The sequence below is a fragment of the Xanthomonas dyei genome, assembly GCF_002939865.1.
Taxonomy (GTDB): Bacteria; Pseudomonadota; Gammaproteobacteria; order Xanthomonadales; family Xanthomonadaceae; genus Xanthomonas; species Xanthomonas dyei.
The window spans coordinates 77,178-92,714 of the sequence record NZ_MDEE01000019.1 but is presented as its reverse complement, the minus strand read 5'-3'; the positions used below and the strand labels follow the sequence as shown (position 1 = coordinate 92,714).

At 64.4% G+C, this 15,537-nt stretch carries 9 protein-coding genes, 1 other RNA gene and 1 pseudogene; 8 read left to right on the top strand and 3 right to left on the bottom strand.

Translation table 11 applies throughout. The features are described 5' to 3' along the window. Nucleotides 1–87: 87 nt before the first annotated feature. The 6 genes and pseudogenes from XdyCFBP7245_RS13745 to XdyCFBP7245_RS13720 all read left to right on the top strand — a co-directional run. A pseudogene (locus XdyCFBP7245_RS13745) lies at nt 88–339 on the top strand (APC family permease); the annotation flags it as partial. Continuing rightward, nucleotides 318–1,259 (top strand): carbohydrate kinase family protein, encoded by a 942-nt coding sequence (locus XdyCFBP7245_RS13740; RefSeq protein WP_244907814.1) that lies wholly within the window; start codon nt 318–320, stop codon nt 1,257–1,259. The pseudogene XdyCFBP7245_RS13745 and the gene XdyCFBP7245_RS13740, both read left to right, overlap by 22 nt. Continuing rightward, nucleotides 1,256–2,680, top strand: coding sequence for a 6-phospho-beta-glucosidase (locus XdyCFBP7245_RS13735; RefSeq protein ID WP_104616147.1), 1,425 nt, complete (start codon nt 1,256–1,258; stop codon nt 2,678–2,680). Before XdyCFBP7245_RS13740 ends, XdyCFBP7245_RS13735 begins: the two co-directional genes overlap by 4 nt. Before the next feature lie 659 nt (nt 2,681–3,339). Further along, on the top strand, nt 3,340–4,803 hold the full coding sequence (locus XdyCFBP7245_RS13730; RefSeq protein WP_104616146.1) for a glycoside hydrolase family 125 protein: 1,464 nt from the start codon (nt 3,340–3,342) through the stop codon (nt 4,801–4,803). A 168-nt stretch (nt 4,804–4,971) separates the two neighbouring features. Beyond that, complete coding sequence (locus tag XdyCFBP7245_RS13725; protein ID WP_104616145.1) at nt 4,972–7,314, top strand: GH92 family glycosyl hydrolase; 2,343 nt, start codon at nt 4,972–4,974, stop codon at nt 7,312–7,314. Nucleotides 7,315–7,579: 265 nt separating this feature from the next. Beyond that, nucleotides 7,580–9,421: a glycoside hydrolase family 35 protein gene (locus XdyCFBP7245_RS13720; RefSeq protein ID WP_104616144.1), complete on the top strand. Its 1,842-nt coding sequence runs from the start codon at nt 7,580–7,582 to the stop codon at nt 9,419–9,421. 224 nt (nt 9,422–9,645) lie between these two features. Here XdyCFBP7245_RS13720 and XdyCFBP7245_RS13715 read toward each other — a convergent pair. Together XdyCFBP7245_RS13715 and xopK are read right to left on the bottom strand one after the other, a co-directional pair. After that, nucleotides 9,646–9,722: non-coding RNA, sX9 sRNA (locus XdyCFBP7245_RS13715), on the bottom strand. 80 nt (nt 9,723–9,802) lie between these two features. Next, complete coding sequence (gene xopK, locus XdyCFBP7245_RS13710; protein ID WP_280523194.1) at nt 9,803–12,334, bottom strand: type III secretion system effector XopK; 2,532 nt, start codon at nt 12,332–12,334, stop codon at nt 9,803–9,805. A gap of 480 nt (nt 12,335–12,814) precedes the next feature. Here xopK and xopAU point away from each other — a divergent pair, with 480 nt between their 5' ends. Then, nucleotides 12,815–14,362, top strand: a complete 1,548-nt coding sequence (gene xopAU, locus XdyCFBP7245_RS13705; RefSeq protein ID WP_104616142.1) for a XopAU family type III secretion system effector serine/threonine kinase — start codon at nt 12,815–12,817, stop codon at nt 14,360–14,362. A gap of 176 nt (nt 14,363–14,538) precedes the next feature. Here the strand turns inward: xopAU and XdyCFBP7245_RS13700 are convergent, their stop codons facing one another. Beyond that, entirely contained in the window at nt 14,539–14,772 is a 234-nt protein-coding gene (locus tag XdyCFBP7245_RS13700) for an XAC0095 family protein (protein ID WP_104616141.1), read from the bottom strand. Nucleotides 14,773–14,937: 165 nt separating this feature from the next. Between XdyCFBP7245_RS13700 and XdyCFBP7245_RS13695 the strand changes: the two genes are divergently transcribed. After that, complete coding sequence (locus tag XdyCFBP7245_RS13695) at nt 14,938–15,525, top strand: restriction endonuclease subunit S (protein ID WP_104616140.1); 588 nt, start codon at nt 14,938–14,940, stop codon at nt 15,523–15,525. The last annotated feature ends 12 nt before the right edge of the window (nt 15,526–15,537 follow it).

Here is a 15,537-nt window from a genome sequence, read left to right as displayed (position 1 = left end):
CACGCTGGCTAGAACGCTTGCGCACCCTGCCCGACGCAGTGCGCGAGCAGATGAGCCTGGTACCTTAAAAACGTGGGGATACCTAAGATCCAGATCCTGTTCCAGTTTCTGGCGCAATGCCTGGCGGTGGTGCTGCTGCGGCGCAAGCGGCGCAGGCGTGCGTTTGCGATGCCGCTGTATCCCTGGCCGCTGCTGATCAGCGTCGCAGGCTGGCTCTACCTGCTGGCCACCAGCCCGGGACGGCGCCTGCTCGCGGCAGTGTTGGCGCTGTGCGTGGGGAGCGCGGTGTATCTGATCCAGGCACGGAGGGAGCGCGCATGGCCGTTCCAGCTGCAATGAGCACTGCGCAGATCGTGGTGGTCGGCGAGGTATATCTCGACCATATCTTCAGCGGCTTCGCACACTGGCCGGCACCGGGCGAAGAAGCGTTCGCGCAGCACTACCGGCGCGAACTCGGCGGCGGCACCGTCATTACCGCCTGCACACTGGCACAACTGGGCTGCAACGTGCGTGTGATCGGTGCGATCGGCGCGCAGGATCGCGCACTGTTCGTGCAGCGCCTGGGCGACTTTGGCGTTTCGGCCGACGGGCTGATCGACGCGCCCAACGGTACCGGCGTGACCACCAGCGTGTCGCTGCAGGACGACCGTTCGTTCTTCACCTATGCCGGCGCCAATGCGCAGCTGCCCGGGTTGCTGCTGCGCGCAGACACCATCGCCACGTTGTGCGCGGCCACGCATGTGCATTTCGCGCTGCCGTTGTCGGCCACGGTGGCGCGCACCTTGCTGCCGCAGTTGGCGCGCGCCGGCTGCAGCACCTCGCTGGATGTCGGCTTCAGCCCGCAATGGCTCGCCGACCCGGCCAACCGCGCCACCTGTCGCGCGGTGACCTGGTTCTTGCCCAACCAGAAGGAAGCCGCACTGATGGGCTGCGGCGACGGTGCCGACGCCTGCAGTGCCTGGGCACAGGCGCAAGGCCTGCATCAGACGGTGATCAAGCACGGCGCTGACGGCGCGATGGTGGTCGATGCCGACGGCGCGCGTCTGATTGCCGCGCCCCAGGTGCAGCTGCGCGACAGCACCGGCGCCGGCGATGCCTTCGATGCCGGCTTCATCGCCGCGTCCCTGCAAGGGCGGTCACTGGACGCCGCTGCCCAACAGGGCTGCCGCTGCGGCGCGGCGTGTTGCAGCGCGCTGGGCGCACTGGACGGTCTGGTTTCCCTCTCTCCCCTTTTCTCCCCCACTGAGGACGTTCCATGAGCAGTTATGTCGACAATCGCAAGCTGACCCTGATCGGCGGCGGCGGCGTGCGCACACCATTGGTGGTGTACGGCGTCAACGAAGCCGCCGAAGCACTCGGCGCCCGCGAGATCGTGCTGTACGACCCCGACCAGGAGCGGCTGGCCTTGATGGTGGCGATGGGCCGCGCCATCGTGGCCGAGTCCGGCGGCAGCCTGCAGGTGCATGCCGCAACGTCGTTGGAAGCGGCCATCGAAGGCGCGCACTTCGTGCTCAACAGCATCCGCATCGGCGGCATCGCCCAGCGTGCCTCCGATGAAAAAACCATCATCGACCACGGTTATTCCGGCCAGGAAACCACCGGCCCCGGCGGCGTGGCCAAGGCGCTGCGCACGGTGCCGGTGGCGATCGAGCAGGCGCGCATGATCGAGCGGCTGAGTCCGGACGCATGGCTGGTCAGCTTCACCAACCCGGCCGGGCTGGTCACCCAGGCCATCACCGCGCACACCCGCGCGCGCGTGGTCGGCATCTGCGATACGCCGGTGGAGCTGTTCCACAACATCGCGCGCGCCTTGGGCGAGCCGGCCGCCGATGTGGAGTGCGACTACGTCGGCCTCAATCACCTGGGCTGGATCCGCGCGGTGCGTTTGCGCGGGCAGGACATCATGGACCGCATCCTCGACGACGACGCCATCCTGCGCCAGCTGTATCTGGCGCCGCTGTTCGATGTCGAAATGCTGCGCGCGTTGCGGTTGATCCCCACCGAGTACCTGTATTTTTTCTACGAACGCCGCCGCGCCCTGGACAACCAGCGCGCCAGCGGGGCCAGCCGCGGTGGCGAGATCGAGCGGCTCAACCGCAGCCTGATCGCCGACCTGCGCAGCCGCCTGGAGGCTGGCGACAACGCCGGCGCGGTGCAGACTTATGCCGCCTACCTGGCGCAGCGCTCCGGCTCGTACATGAAGCTGGAAGCCGAAGCCGGCTCGGCGTTCGCACCGGATCTGGCGCCGCAGCCGGACCCGTTCCGCGCCAGCACCGGCTATCACCGCATCGCGGTGGACGTGATGAGCGCATTGACCGGCGCACGCCCGGACCGGCACGTGGTCAACGTGCGCAACCGCGGCGCGATGGCCGAGCTGGCCGACGACGACGTGGTGGAAATCGCCGCAGACATCGACCGCGACCGCATCGTGCCGATTCCCGCCGCGCCCCTGCCGGACGCGGTGCATGGCCTGGTGCGTGCGTTCAAGGCCTACGAGCACGCCGCGATCGACGCCGCACTCAGCGGCAGCCATCGGGATGCCTGCAAGGCCATGCTGATCCATCCGGCGATCGGCGAGTGGGGCCCATCGCAGCGCCTGCTGGACGCCTTGTTCGGGCACGACCACGACGACGGCCACTGCGCCGGCCCGGCGCACTGGCGAGGGCATGCGGCTGGGTGATGGAGCAGGCCTGCGGATCTCGGCCTGGCCGGTACCACGCCGACCCTGGACGCCTTGCACGATCACGACCATGACGACGGCCACTGCGCCGGCCCGGCGCACTGGCGTGGGCATGCGGCCGGGTGATGGAGCCGGCCTGCGGATGTCGCCCTGGCCGGCTCCACGCCGACGCTGGACGCCTTGTTCGGGCACGACCACGACGACGACGGCCACTACGCCGGCCCGGCGCACTGGCGCGGGCATGCGGCCGGGTGATGGAGCGGCCTGCGGATATCGGACTGGCCGGCACCACACCGACGCTGGACGCCTTGTTCGGGCACGACCACGACAACGACGGCCACTGCCCAGGCCCGGCGCACTGACGCGGGCATGCGGCTCGGTGATGGAGCCGGCCTGCGGATGTCGGCGTGGCCGGCAACACGCCGAAGGCAGTGCCCGGTGTTCCAGCCAGGCCGCGCCGCCACGGCCTGGCAGGCATCCGGCGGCGCGCGCACCCCCAAAATTGTGCAAGCGCACTATGCAGTTTCGACGCACACGTTGTATGGTCATCGGGAATTGGTCATGCATAGGTCTCATCGCCCAGGCTGCCGTCTCGCAGCCGCCAGCGCAGGGAGCACCGTCATGCGGATCGCAGGTCGAATCCATGGAGTCTTGAGGTCATGCATACCCGCCGCGACATCCTTCAGCTACTGGGCGCCAGCGCCGGTGCCGGCCTGCTGGCCAGCACCCTGCCCGCGTTCGCGGCCGCGCCTGCCGCCGGCGCTTCCACTGCCGGCGGCGCCTTCGTCAGCAAGCGCCCGCCCAAGGCGCAGCGCCGCTTCGTCAGCAAGGCGGTCGAGCAGCAGATCGTGCAGATCAAGGCGCAGATCGCTGACCCGGAACTGGCCTGGCTGTTCGAGAACTGCTACCCCAACACGCTCGACACCACGGTGGAAACCGGCACCCGCAACGGCAAGCCGGACACCTTCGTCATCACCGGCGACATCCATGCGATGTGGCTGCGCGATTCGTCCGCACAGGTGCATCCATACGTTCCGCTGGCCAAGCGCGACCCCGCGTTACGGCGCATGTTCCATGGCCTGATCCAACGCCAGGCCGCGTGCATCCGGCTCGACCCGTATGCCAACGCCTTCCTGCCCGATGGCCAGACCCAGCGCCTGAAGTGGTCGCTCAACGACATCACCGAAATGAAGCCCGGCGTGGGCGAGCGCAAGTGGGAAATCGATTCGCTGTGCTACCCCATCCGCATCGCGCACGAATACTGGCGCGCCACCGGCGACACCGCTCCGTTCGACGACGACTGGCGCGAGGCGATGCACGTGGTGGTCAAGACCTTCCGCGAACAACAGCGCAAGGACAACCGCGGCCCGTACGTGTTCCAGCGCCCCTCCCCGCTAGCCACCGAAACCCTGGTCCTGGAAGGCTACGGCCAGCCGACCAAACCCAACGGCATGATCCACTCGATGTTCCGTCCGTCCGACGATGCCTGCGTGTTTCCGCTGTTCGTACCGGCCAACCTGTTTGCGGTGGCCTCGCTGCGGCAGTTGGCGACGATGAGCACCGCCTTGCATCGCGACACCGCCTTCGCCGCCGAGTGCACCGCACTGGCCGATGAAGTGGAAACCGCAACGCGCCAGTTCGGGCAGCTGCGCGATACCGATGGGCAAGCCTATTGGGCCTTCGAAGTGGACGGCTTCGGCAACCAGCTGTTTATCGACGACGCCAACGCCCCCGGCCTGCTCAGCCTGGCCTACCTGGGCTGCTGCGATCGACACGACCCGGTGTTCTTGCGCACGCGCCAGTTGGCCTGGAGCGAACGCAACCCGTATTTTTCGCGCGGCACCGCGGCCGAAGGCGTGGGCAGCCCGCACAGCGGCATGGGCACCATCTGGCCGATGTCGATCGTGCAATACGCGCTGGTCAGCGACGACGACACGCAGCTGCGCCAATGCCTGCAATGGCTCAAGACCACCCACGCCGGCACCGGCTTCATGCACGAAGCGTTCGACAAGGACACCCCGAGCACGTTCACCCGCGACTGGTTCGCCTGGGCCAATACCTTGTTCGGCGAGCTGATCATCGACCTCCACCAACGCAAACCCCAACTGCTGCGCAGCGCCTGAACACCGCGCGGCGCTTGATTGCTATCCGAAGCGTTTGATTGCTACTCGAAGCGCTGGATTGCTATCCAAAGCGCTGGATTCCTTCCTTCTCCCGCCTGCGGGAGAAGGTGCCCGAAGGGCGGATGAGGGTGCCCCGGCATCGGCCCGCACATTCAGAGACAACACCCCATGGCAACACGACGCGGTTTTCTCCAAGGCGCCATCGCTGCAGCATTGTTCGGCAGCGTGGGCCTGCCCGGCGCAGCGCGCGCACGCGCCGGCAACTACGCACTGCCGGCCGATGCGCGCACCCGCGCCGACCTCACCCGTCACGTCGATGTCTTCATCGGCACCGGTGGTCATGGCCACACCTTTCCTGGCGCCACGCTGCCGTTCGGCATGGTGCAGCTGAGCCCGGACACCTACAACGCGGCATGGGATTCGTGCTCGGGCTATCACGAATCCGATGGCTCGATCATGGGCTTTTCGCACACGCACCTGTCCGGCACCGGCATCGGCGACATGCTGGATGTTCTGCTGATGCCGGCCACCGGCGAGGTCAAGCTGGTGCCTGGCTCGCTGGATAACCCGGATGCCGGTTACCGCTCGCGCTTCGATCACAGCGACGAAGCCGCCTCGCCCGGCTATTACCGCGTGCGACTCAAGGACAGCGGCGTGCATGCCGAGCTCACCGCCACCGCACGTGCAGGCCTGCACCGTTACCACTTCCCCAAGGGCAAGCCGGCGCACGTGCTGCTCGACCTGTGCCACGGCATGCAGGACAAACCGGGCATTCCCACCCGCGTCAGCGATGCACAGTTACGCGTGGTCGACGCGCAAACCCTCACCGGTGGGCGCCGCGTCTACCAGTGGGCGCAGGGGCGCTACATCTACTTCGCCATGCGGCTGTCGCGGCCGTTCGCACGCGTGCAGCTGTACAACGAAGACCAGCCGCTGGCAGCCGACACCCGCAGCCTCGATGGCACCCATCTCAAGGCCGCGCTGCACTTCCCCGATGCCGCCGACGCGCCGCTGCTGATCAAGGTCGGCATCTCCGCCGTCAGCGCCGACAACGCACTGGCCAATCTCGACGCCGAGCTGCCGGACTTCGACTTCGCACGCGTGCATGCGCAAGCCGTGGCGACCTGGGAAAAGGAACTGGGCCGCGTGCGCATCGACAGCGATGACGATGCGCAACGCCGCATCTTCTACACCGGCCTGTATCACAGCCTGCTCGCACCCACGCTCTTCAGCGATGTGGACAACCGGTACCGCGGCATGGACCTGCAGATCCACACCGCGCCCAGGGGCTACAACAACTACAGCACTTACTCGTTGTGGGACACCTACCGCGCCGCGCATCCGCTGCTCACCCTGCTGCAACCCGAGCGCGTGCCCGACCTGGTGCAATGTCTGGTGCGCGGCGCCAACGAATGCCCGGATGGCGTGGGCATCTGGCCGCTGCAAGGCGTGGAAACCGGCTGCATGATCGGCTACCACTCCGCCGTGGTGCTGGCCGAAGCGCATGCCAAGGGCTTCACCGGCATCGACTACGCCGCCGCGTGGCCGGCTTACCGCAAGCGTGCGATGGACGACACCATCCACGGCCTGGCGTACTACCGCACGCTGGGCTACATCCCCGCCGACAAGGTGGACGAAGCGGTCAGCCGCACCCTCGAATATGCCTATGACGACTGGGCCTGCGCGCACCTGGCGCAGGCCGCCGACGCGGTGGACGATGCACGCGCGTTGCGCGCACGCTCGCGCAACTACCGCAACGTGTTCAATCGCGACAGCGGCTTTGTGCAGGCGCGCCTGGAAGACGGCAGCTGGGCCAAACCGTTCGACCCGCGCGGCATGGGCCACATCGCCAAGTGGCGCGATTTCACCGAATCCAACGCCTGGCAGGCCACCTTCCTCAATCAGCACGACCTGTACGGTTACATGGAGCTGTACGGCGGCCGCGATGGCTTCGTCGCCAAGCTCGACGAACTGTTTTCCACCAGTTCCGAACTGCCGGCCGATGCGCCGCCGGATATCGATGGCCTGGTCGGCCAATACGCGCACGGCAACGAGCCCAGCCACCACGTGGCCTATCTGTTCGCCTATGCAGGCCAACCGTATAAAACCCAGGCGATGGTGCGCCGCTTGCTGCGCGAGCAATACCACGACGCGCGCAATGGCCTGTCCGGCAATGAAGATTGTGGGCAGATGAGCGCGTGGTTCGTCCTCAGCGCGCTGGGCCTGTATGCGGTGGATCCGGTCAGCGGCAACTACATCGTCGGCAGCCCGTTATTCAAACGCGCGGAACTGGATGTGGGCAAGGGCCGCACGCTGCGCATCGTGGCCAACAACACCAGCGCGCAGAACGTCTATGTGCAATCGCTGAGCTGGAATGGCCAGCCGATCAATCGCGCCTGGCTGCGCCACGCCGATCTGGCTGCCGGCGGCACGCTGGAATTCACCATGGGTGCCAAGCCGAATCCAGCCTTCGGGGCGAACAAGGAGGATTTGCCGCCGTCGTTCGCATAACGCACTTCCCTGGCATCACGCTCACCGCAGCGGGAGCATGCCCTTCCCTTCTTCCGCAAGCGGGCAGCTTGCTCTTCCCTTCTCCCGCAAGCGGAAGGTTCGTTCTCCCTCGCAAGCGGGAGGCTTGCTTCTCCCTTCTCCCTTCTCCCGTAAGCGGGAGAAGGTGCCCGAAGGGCGGATGAGGGCCAACACGCAAGTGGCCTCACGCAAAAAAGCACCGCTGCCGCCATCTCTACTCGTCACTCGTCACCGCCGAGAATCGCCCATGTTGCGCACCACTTTTGCACCGCTCGTCCTGGCCCTCGCGTTCGCGCTTCCCGTCACCGCCATTGCCGCCGACACCGAGCACTGGCCCAGCGTCGGCACGCAAGGCACGCAATTCGTGCGCGACGGCAAGCCGTATCAGATCCTGTCCGGCGCCATCCATTTTCAGCGCATTCCACGCGCGTACTGGAAGGACCGCCTGCAAAAGGCACGTGCGCTCGGCTTGAACACGGTGGAGACCTACGTGTTCTGGAACCTGGTCGAACCGCAGCAAGGCCGGTTCGATTTTGCTGGCAACAACGATGTGGCCGCGTTCGTACGCGAAGCCGCGGCGCAAGGCCTCAACGTCATCCTGCGCCCCGGCCCTTACGTCTGCGCCGAATGGGAGGCCGGCGGTTATCCCGCGTGGTTGTTCGGCAAGGACAACATCCGCGTGCGCAGCCGCGACCCGCGCTTTCTCGGCGCCAGCCAGGCGTACCTGGATGCAGTGGCAAAACAGGTCCAACCGCTGCTCAACCACAACGGCGGCCCGATCATCGCCGTGCAGGTAGAAAACGAATACGGCTCCTACGACGACGACCATGCCTACATGGCCGACAACCGCGCCATGTTCGTCAAGGCCGGCTTCGACAAGGCGCTGCTGTTCACCTCCGACGGTGCCGACATGCTCGCCAACGGCACCCTGCCCGACACCTTGGCGGTGGTGAATTTTGCGCCAGGCGAAGCCAAGAGCGCGTTCGACAAACTGATCAGGTTCCGTCCCGAACAACCGCGCATGGTCGGCGAATACTGGGCCGGCTGGTTCGACCATTGGGGCACGCCGCACGCCAGCACCGATGCCAAACAGCAGACCGAAGAACTGGAGTGGATACTGCGCCAGGGCCACTCGGCCAACCTCTACATGTTCATCGGCGGCACCAGTTTCGGCTTCATGAATGGCGCCAATTTCCAGGGCAATCCCAGCGACCATTACGCGCCGCAGACCACCAGCTACGACTACGACGCCATCCTCGACGAAGCCGGCCAGCCCACGCCCAAGTTCGCATTGATGCGCGATGCCATCGCGCGCGTCACCGGCGTGCAACCGCCCGCGTTGCCGGCACCGATCGCCATGGCCGCACTGCCGAACATCCAACTGCGCGAATCGGCGTCGCTGTGGGACAACCTGCCCGCCCCGATCGCCATCGACACCCCGCAGCCGATGGAACATTTCGGCCAGGACTACGGCTACATCCTCTACCGCACCACCATCACCGGCCCGCGCAAGGGCGCGCTGTATCTGGGCGAGGTACGCGACGTGGCGCGGGTATATGTCGATCAGAAACCGGTCGGCAGCGTCGAACGCCGGCTGCAGCAGGTCGCCACCCACGTGGACATCCCGGCGGGCGAACACACCCTGGACGTTTTGGTCGAAAACAGCGGCCGCATCAACTACGGCCCGCGCATGGCCGACGGCCGCGCCGGCCTGGTCGACCCGGTGTTGCTGGACAACCAACAACTCACCGGCTGGCAGGCCTTCCCGCTGCCGATGCGCTCGCCCGACAGCCTCCGCGGCTGGACCCGCAATCACATTGACGGCCCGGCTTTCCACCGCGGCACCCTGCGCATCGGCACGCCCACCGACACCTATCTGGACATGCGCGCCTTCGGCAAGGGCATCGCCTGGGCCAACGGCGTCAATCTCGGCCGGCATTGGTCCATCGGCCCACAGACCGCGCTGTATTTCCCCGCCCCCTTCCAGCGCAAGGGCGAGAACAGCGTGGTGGTGTTCGACCTGGACAGCACCGCCAACCCCAGCGTGCGCGGCCTGAAACAGCAGATGTGGATCAAGCCCACGAATTGATCGCGGCACCATCGCACAGGTTCATAGGGTGATACGCAACTGCAATGCTCAACTCCCCTCTCCCCCCGGGAGAGGAATTGGGGTGAGGGTACGGCGCAATCGGCCTGTATCAGATCACAGCGCGCCGCACGCGTTACCTCCTTCATTTCCTTAAAAGTCACCAGCGCGCGCGGCGCGCGCACAACTCTGCAACGCGCGTCTTCGCCAAGCCCCTATCTAAGAGCAGCTAACAAACCGTAGCGAGCCGTCGTCAGGCAGATGTGGACGGCGCGCTCAGAACCGGCGTGTACGCGCGGTCCATGCCGCATCGAGCACCTGCCGCGCCCGCCTGGCGGTAAGCACGGTCGTTTTGTTAGCCGCTCTAAGCGCTCGTACTAACCCCTAGGACATGGCGGTAACCGCAGCGTCTTCGCGAATACGGGCAGCCTGCATTTCGGTGGCCAGCAGGGTGCCGCGCACGTTGGTCGTATGCTGACGTGCCTGTTTCATGCAGAAATGCGCAAAACCCGCACTCCCCGCTTGGGGCGTAATGGCGTTCGCGGTCAAGATCCCGATCAGACGTTGCTGCAACCCTGGCATCCTGTCTTTTGCTCGCTGGCGCTTTCTCGTATCCGAACTTTGCAACTCCTCTTGTACCATGCCCAGCTCCTCCAACATCAGGTTGACCGATCGCAGCCGGAATTCGTCGCGCTCGCGCGCTTCATGCAGTTGCGTGGTCAGAAGCGCTTGTGACTGCTCCGCCGTGCCGATTGTGGTCGTTGCGTCGGGGATCGCATCACCGGCAGCACCAGTCGCCGGCAGCGTCACCCGCATCCGCAGTTTTGCGTCGAGATATTTCTTCTGCAACTCAAGGCAACATTGCATGTACGCAAGCTGCGGCTTGAACGAGTCTGGCGCCTGCAGCCATTGGCTCAGCGCCGTTTCGGTCAACATATCCGTATGTTTGGCATAGCTTCGCGCGGCTTTTTTACCAGCTAATCGAGGCTTGCCGGAAAGTACCGCGCCGCCGTAGGTCGCCCCTGCAAACAGCACTGCCTTGGCTCGCTTGGCGAGCGAGGCGTGCTGCGACGCTTGACCGATGGCCGTGCGTTGATCGCTGGACCGAGGTACTGCGCGATAGCGCTTTTTCATTTCGTTGGCGCAGCTCAGCAGCAGATCCTCCCGTGCTTTTTCCTGGGCGTCGATACACGCGTAGAGCGCGCTGCGCAGTTCAAATCCCTGCTGCGGAACTGCCACCTGCGTAGCGGCCCGGGTGTCGTCGGCCAACGGTGATGACTGATTCGCCGCTGACGATGGAGTAGCCGGGGCGTGTTCGGCGGAGTCGCCCATCTGGTGGTCAGGCGCCATGTCGTCGCCATTGGCGTGCGTGACGACAGAACCGGATGCTTTTTCCGGGTAGCCGTGACCGATGCGCGGGGTGCGGTGCGGACCCCCTTCACCGTCTGCGGCGGCGATATCCATCACCGCAGTGGGATCAAGGTCGGCCACGGCCAGCAATGCACGGTCCACGCTGGGCAGGTCCTCACTCTCGTAGCTGCGATAGCGTTTCTGTTTGCCATGCGCCAGCACGAACTGATGGCCGCCAACGCCCATCGTGACCGCGCCCAGCAGGCCGGCACCGACAACCAAGCCGATGCCCACCGGCCCCGTCACGGTAGCCGCACCCAGCAAAACGGCGGTACTGACTCCGGCTTTGGTCAAGGTGCTGGCGGTGTAGGTGATCCCGCCAAGGACAAAGCCTTTGTTCCAGCTGTTGAAGCTGCCGGCGAAACCGCTGCGCTGGCTCAGCTTGACGCTCAAGAAGTGCTGGTAGCGTTGTGCGCCAGGGCTCAGATCGGCCGGTTCCAGCTGCCGCAAGAAGTTTTCCACCCGCGCCACATCGGCGTCGACACGCGTTTTCTCTTTGCGTGACTGATGCAGGAACGTACCGCCCAGTGCGGTGGCCGCGACACTTGCTACCGGCGCCAACACAAATGTCCCGGCAATACCGGCCGCTGAAGCGACGCCCGCGGCTGCGGCGCTGTGGCCGATCAAACCAGCGGCATTTGCGCTATTGGCGCCGATTGCCAAACCACCCTGGGAGCCGAGATCGGTCGCGGCTTTAGTAAAGATCACGCTGGCCGATGCCATCGAGGTTACCGCGATAGCGCCATCGCGTGCATTGCGCTGTTGCTGATAAGCGAGGGTATCGATCGCCTCGCTCAAGGCATGGCGCTGAGCGCGCGCCGCAGCGGCCAGCGGGTCGCTCACCGGTACAGCTTGCAGCAACGCCCTCTCCGACCGCAGTTGCCGCTCGCGGCGCCGCAGGGAGCTGCGTTGCTCTGCCACTTCGCGGGTTTCGCTATAAGCGGCGTAGATCGCAAGGCCCGAAAGCGGCAGCATTGCACCACCGATGCCCAAACTCATTGCCAGGTCGACAACACCTCCTGGCGCTCCCTCTTCGGCCAGCGTGTGCAAGATGCTCGCATGCCCTGCCGGCTCGATCGGATGCGGATCCAGGGAGTGCCCCCCCTCGAGACCAGGCTGCTGAGCGTGATGGTCTGCCGACACCGACGTGTGATCGTGCGGATGAGCAGGTTGGTCTGCCTCAGGGGAATGCTGCTGTTCATCCGAGCCTGGCACCTCGCTGATCAGCTCCGCTGTCTTATCCATCGTTCCATGCAATGGATCGGCCAGATACCGTGCGACGACCAACAGATCGTTAGCCGCTTCGGCCTCCTGAATTTCGGCCATGGCCTCTTCGCCGAGGTGACGCCCTGACCCCAACTTTCTCTGCGGCGACTTTCTTCTCAACGATTCCAGACCCATGGGCCAGCCGTCGGAGACTGGCAAATCCTTTGCTGAAACAGGTGTCTCGGGAGTGGACGAATCAGACGGGCGAGCATGACTGTGTTCGTGTTGCTGGATGCGCATATCAGACTCCGCATAGTGTGGCGCGGAAATCCTACCCCTCCTGTCCAAGGGGCCCGCTGCACCCACGAATGCAGGCGTCCGCAGACGAAAACCGAGAAGAAGGATTCAAGGCTGAGGTGCAACGCCATTAAGGAATTCGCCCGGGAAGGCCTTGATCGTCGCCTGCATCGATGGCGTCCAGCGTCCCAGCTACGATCAGGTGCGACGCATCATGTTGCCGCATCCATCACACGCGTTTCGGGAATGCAATCTCACCCATGCATACCGCCTCGCCGAGCATTACACGACTTCGCACGACAGCACCGTATGCGCTGCAGGGCTTGGTAAAAGCTCGCACAAGCGCCCTTCCCACGGCTGGCAATGGCACCCCAGTGGCGGCAGTGACTGCACTGCTGCAATGCACTGCAGCAACTCGCGTCCACCGACTCGCTGCGATCCGCTAGCCGCGTCCGTCAACGATTTCGGCTCAGGCCTCTCGTCATGACAAAAATCCCGCACACTTTTCCGATTGTTCAGCTTGACACGCAAGCGCAGGACGATCACGCCCAGACCTCAGCGCATCCCGTCTCCGAACAACAGAACCCCGTCGCTCCCGGCCAGGACCACCTGCTCAACCTGCCGCAAAGAAGAAGCCGCATAAGCGGGGAGCTCTCTGCAGCGGACGTGAGTCTGACCATCGAAGTTCCACCTGCCCAGATATTCACTCCGCGGTCCCTTTCGCGCTCGCTGTCCAGCGGCAGTAGAACGCCAACGACGCCAACCTCCGATTCCAGCCGCAGGTCGACGCCGTACACCGATCTACCGGCACTGGCGTCCCTGCTTGATCCGCCCACGCCGACGTCTCTTACCCTGACGCCGAGTCCTTCGAGTGCTTCGGGCATCTTGCGACATGAAAGAATGCAAACGCGGGACATGCGTTATGGTCGACAGGATGTCGTGCTTAGTCCGCGCACAATCAAGGATCTCGCCACCAAGTCTCGGCGTCCTGAATTGATCAGGAGACTGTCATTATTGAGACCCGGTGCGCTGGAAATCGAGAACGGTTTCCTCACGGTGCGGCTGGAGGGAGCGCACGACAGCGATTCCCAAAGCCTCAAGGGTATGCAGCCGATCGGCAGGGGCGCGTCGGGGAAAATCTACACTGTCCAGCTGGCGGAGGATTTCTGGCGTGGCGAAGAGAATTGCGGACGGGACTTCGTCTTCAAGGCGATGTTGAACCCCGACCCACAAGATCCGATTCCGCGCAACTTGTATGCCCCGCGCTTCCAGGAGGATGCGTCCGATCCGAAGGAGCTGGTCTCGTTGGAAAAAGCCAACATCTACAGGGAGTACCAGATGACGGTGTCGCTGGACACCGGGTCTCGCGTCATGCGTGCCTACGGTCTGGTGCAGATCGACAACGTATTCGGCATGCTGCTCGAAAAAATCGACGGCACCACTGTCGGCAACCTGGTCGAGCGCGCGCGCCCGGCATTGCAGCAGGGAACGATCACCGCGCCGGAGTATCTTGCCATCGCGCAGCAACTGATGACCGATGTCCTGATTGCCTTATCCTGTTGTGAAGACGTGGGTGTGGTGCACCAGGACGTTTCACACAACAACGTCATGTACGACCGATCCAGGAAAATGTTCCGGCTGATCGATGTGGGCCTTGGGGCAGAAGAGGGTGATTCCGCCCGTATCGGCACGCCCGGCTATATCGACATGCATCCAGAAGCGAGTCATCGCCGGGATGTGTACAGCGCCGCTCAACTGCTGGTGCATTTTCTCAAGCGCCCGGATTACCACATGGGCTATATCGGAATTTCGAATGCGACGTCAGAAGAAACATTTCCGTTCATTGATGCGCTGAAAACGCTGCAACCCGACCGCAAGAAAGAAATCGTCCGTTTTCTGAATCGCATGATTATTCAAGTCACACGTGATCGCGCGACGGCTGAGGAGCTGTTGCTGGACCCGTTCATAAAAGACACGGCGATGCTGCCCCGGGAGAGGGTCCATGCAACCTTCGAAAAATTGATCGGATGAGTCGCCCCTGAAACGCCTATCAACCCCCGATCGCCCGTAACGAACGATGCGCAGCACTTGGAGAACGCCACACCATCGCGCCTATCCAGGCAGCCTGTGACGCAATCCGGCGCCGGTCGCCGATCGCACACCTCGCCCGCAGGAATGTTTCAAACGGGCACGCCCACGGTCGCTGCTCAACCGATTTCATCCAGGACAAGCCGTACTTGGTCTGCCAGCAGTTCCAGACAGAACGCCAGTTCGTCCATGCGAATGGCTGGTTGCGGTGCCTGCTCTTCGGCCCGCGTGCGTGGGGCGGCCAGGCGCGCCAGAAACCGCATGTGCTCCCCCAGTTTCTGCAGTCGGTACTGCGCATGGTCCGGTAGGTAATACCCCGGCATGCCGCCATCTGCATCCGAGGGCTGTCGCATCTCTTCGTCCCGCTCACACGTCATGACTGCCCTCCTATCGGCAGGCGCCGCCTGTCATCTGCAGGCTACCAAAGACGCAGCGATAAATCTCGATTTTAAATGCATCATTACAATTGACGTAAAATTTTCTTGACGATAGCTATTGCTAAATCTATTGTACGCAGCATGCTCAATCATGCACTCACTTCCAACCTTGCCGAGCTAGCCGATATCCGCATGGGCCATCCGTTTCGCGGATCCATCCCGGAGGTTCCCGGCGGCAGCGTGCACGTGGTCCAGATCCGCGATGTGCCGCGTACCGGGCTCAGCAGCTACGACACGCTCGTTGCCACAGAAGTGGCAAGCCGCAAGCCGCCCGACTGGCTCCTGGACCAGGACATCGTGTTCATTGCCAGAGGCACCAACACCTTTGCGGCCCTGGCGCAGTCACCGCCGCCACGCACGTTGTGCTCGCCGCATATCTATGTCATCCGGGTCAGGGCGCCACAGCGTCTGCTGCCCGCGTTTCTTGCCTGGCAGCTCAACCAGACGCCCGCACAACGCTATCTGCGCCAATCGGCAGAGGGCAGCAACCAGCTGAGCATCCGCCGCGCCGTCCTGGACAGCACCCCGATCCGGCTACCACCGTTGCAGGTACAGCGTGCAGCCATTGCCCTGGAGCAGGCCGCGCAGGCCGAACGCGCTGCGCTGCACGCCCTGATCGACAACCGCACCACCGAGCTGGCGATCCTCGCCGAGCGCCTCCTCGCCTAAGACCTTGGACAC

Excerpts from the sequence above, each read along its gene's own strand:
- XdyCFBP7245_RS13700 (WP_104616141.1), bottom strand. The coding sequence starts at position 14,772 with ATGCGACAGCCCTCGGATGCAGATGGCGGCATGCCGGGGTATTACCTA.
- XdyCFBP7245_RS13720 (WP_104616144.1), top strand. The coding sequence starts at position 7,580 with ATGTTGCGCACCACTTTTGCACCGCTCGTCCTGGCCCTCGCGTTCGCG.
- XdyCFBP7245_RS13695 (WP_104616140.1), top strand. The coding sequence starts at position 14,938 with ATGCTCAATCATGCACTCACTTCCAACCTTGCCGAGCTAGCCGATATC.
- XdyCFBP7245_RS13735 (WP_104616147.1), top strand. The coding sequence starts at position 1,256 with ATGAGCAGTTATGTCGACAATCGCAAGCTGACCCTGATCGGCGGCGGC.
- XdyCFBP7245_RS13740 (WP_244907814.1), top strand. The coding sequence starts at position 318 with ATGGCCGTTCCAGCTGCAATGAGCACTGCGCAGATCGTGGTGGTCGGC.
- xopK (WP_280523194.1), bottom strand. The coding sequence starts at position 12,334 with ATGCGCATCCAGCAACACGAACACAGTCATGCTCGCCCGTCTGATTCG.
- XdyCFBP7245_RS13730 (WP_104616146.1), top strand. The coding sequence starts at position 3,340 with ATGCATACCCGCCGCGACATCCTTCAGCTACTGGGCGCCAGCGCCGGT.
- XdyCFBP7245_RS13725 (WP_104616145.1), top strand. The coding sequence starts at position 4,972 with ATGGCAACACGACGCGGTTTTCTCCAAGGCGCCATCGCTGCAGCATTG.
- xopAU (WP_104616142.1), top strand. The coding sequence starts at position 12,815 with ATGACAAAAATCCCGCACACTTTTCCGATTGTTCAGCTTGACACGCAA.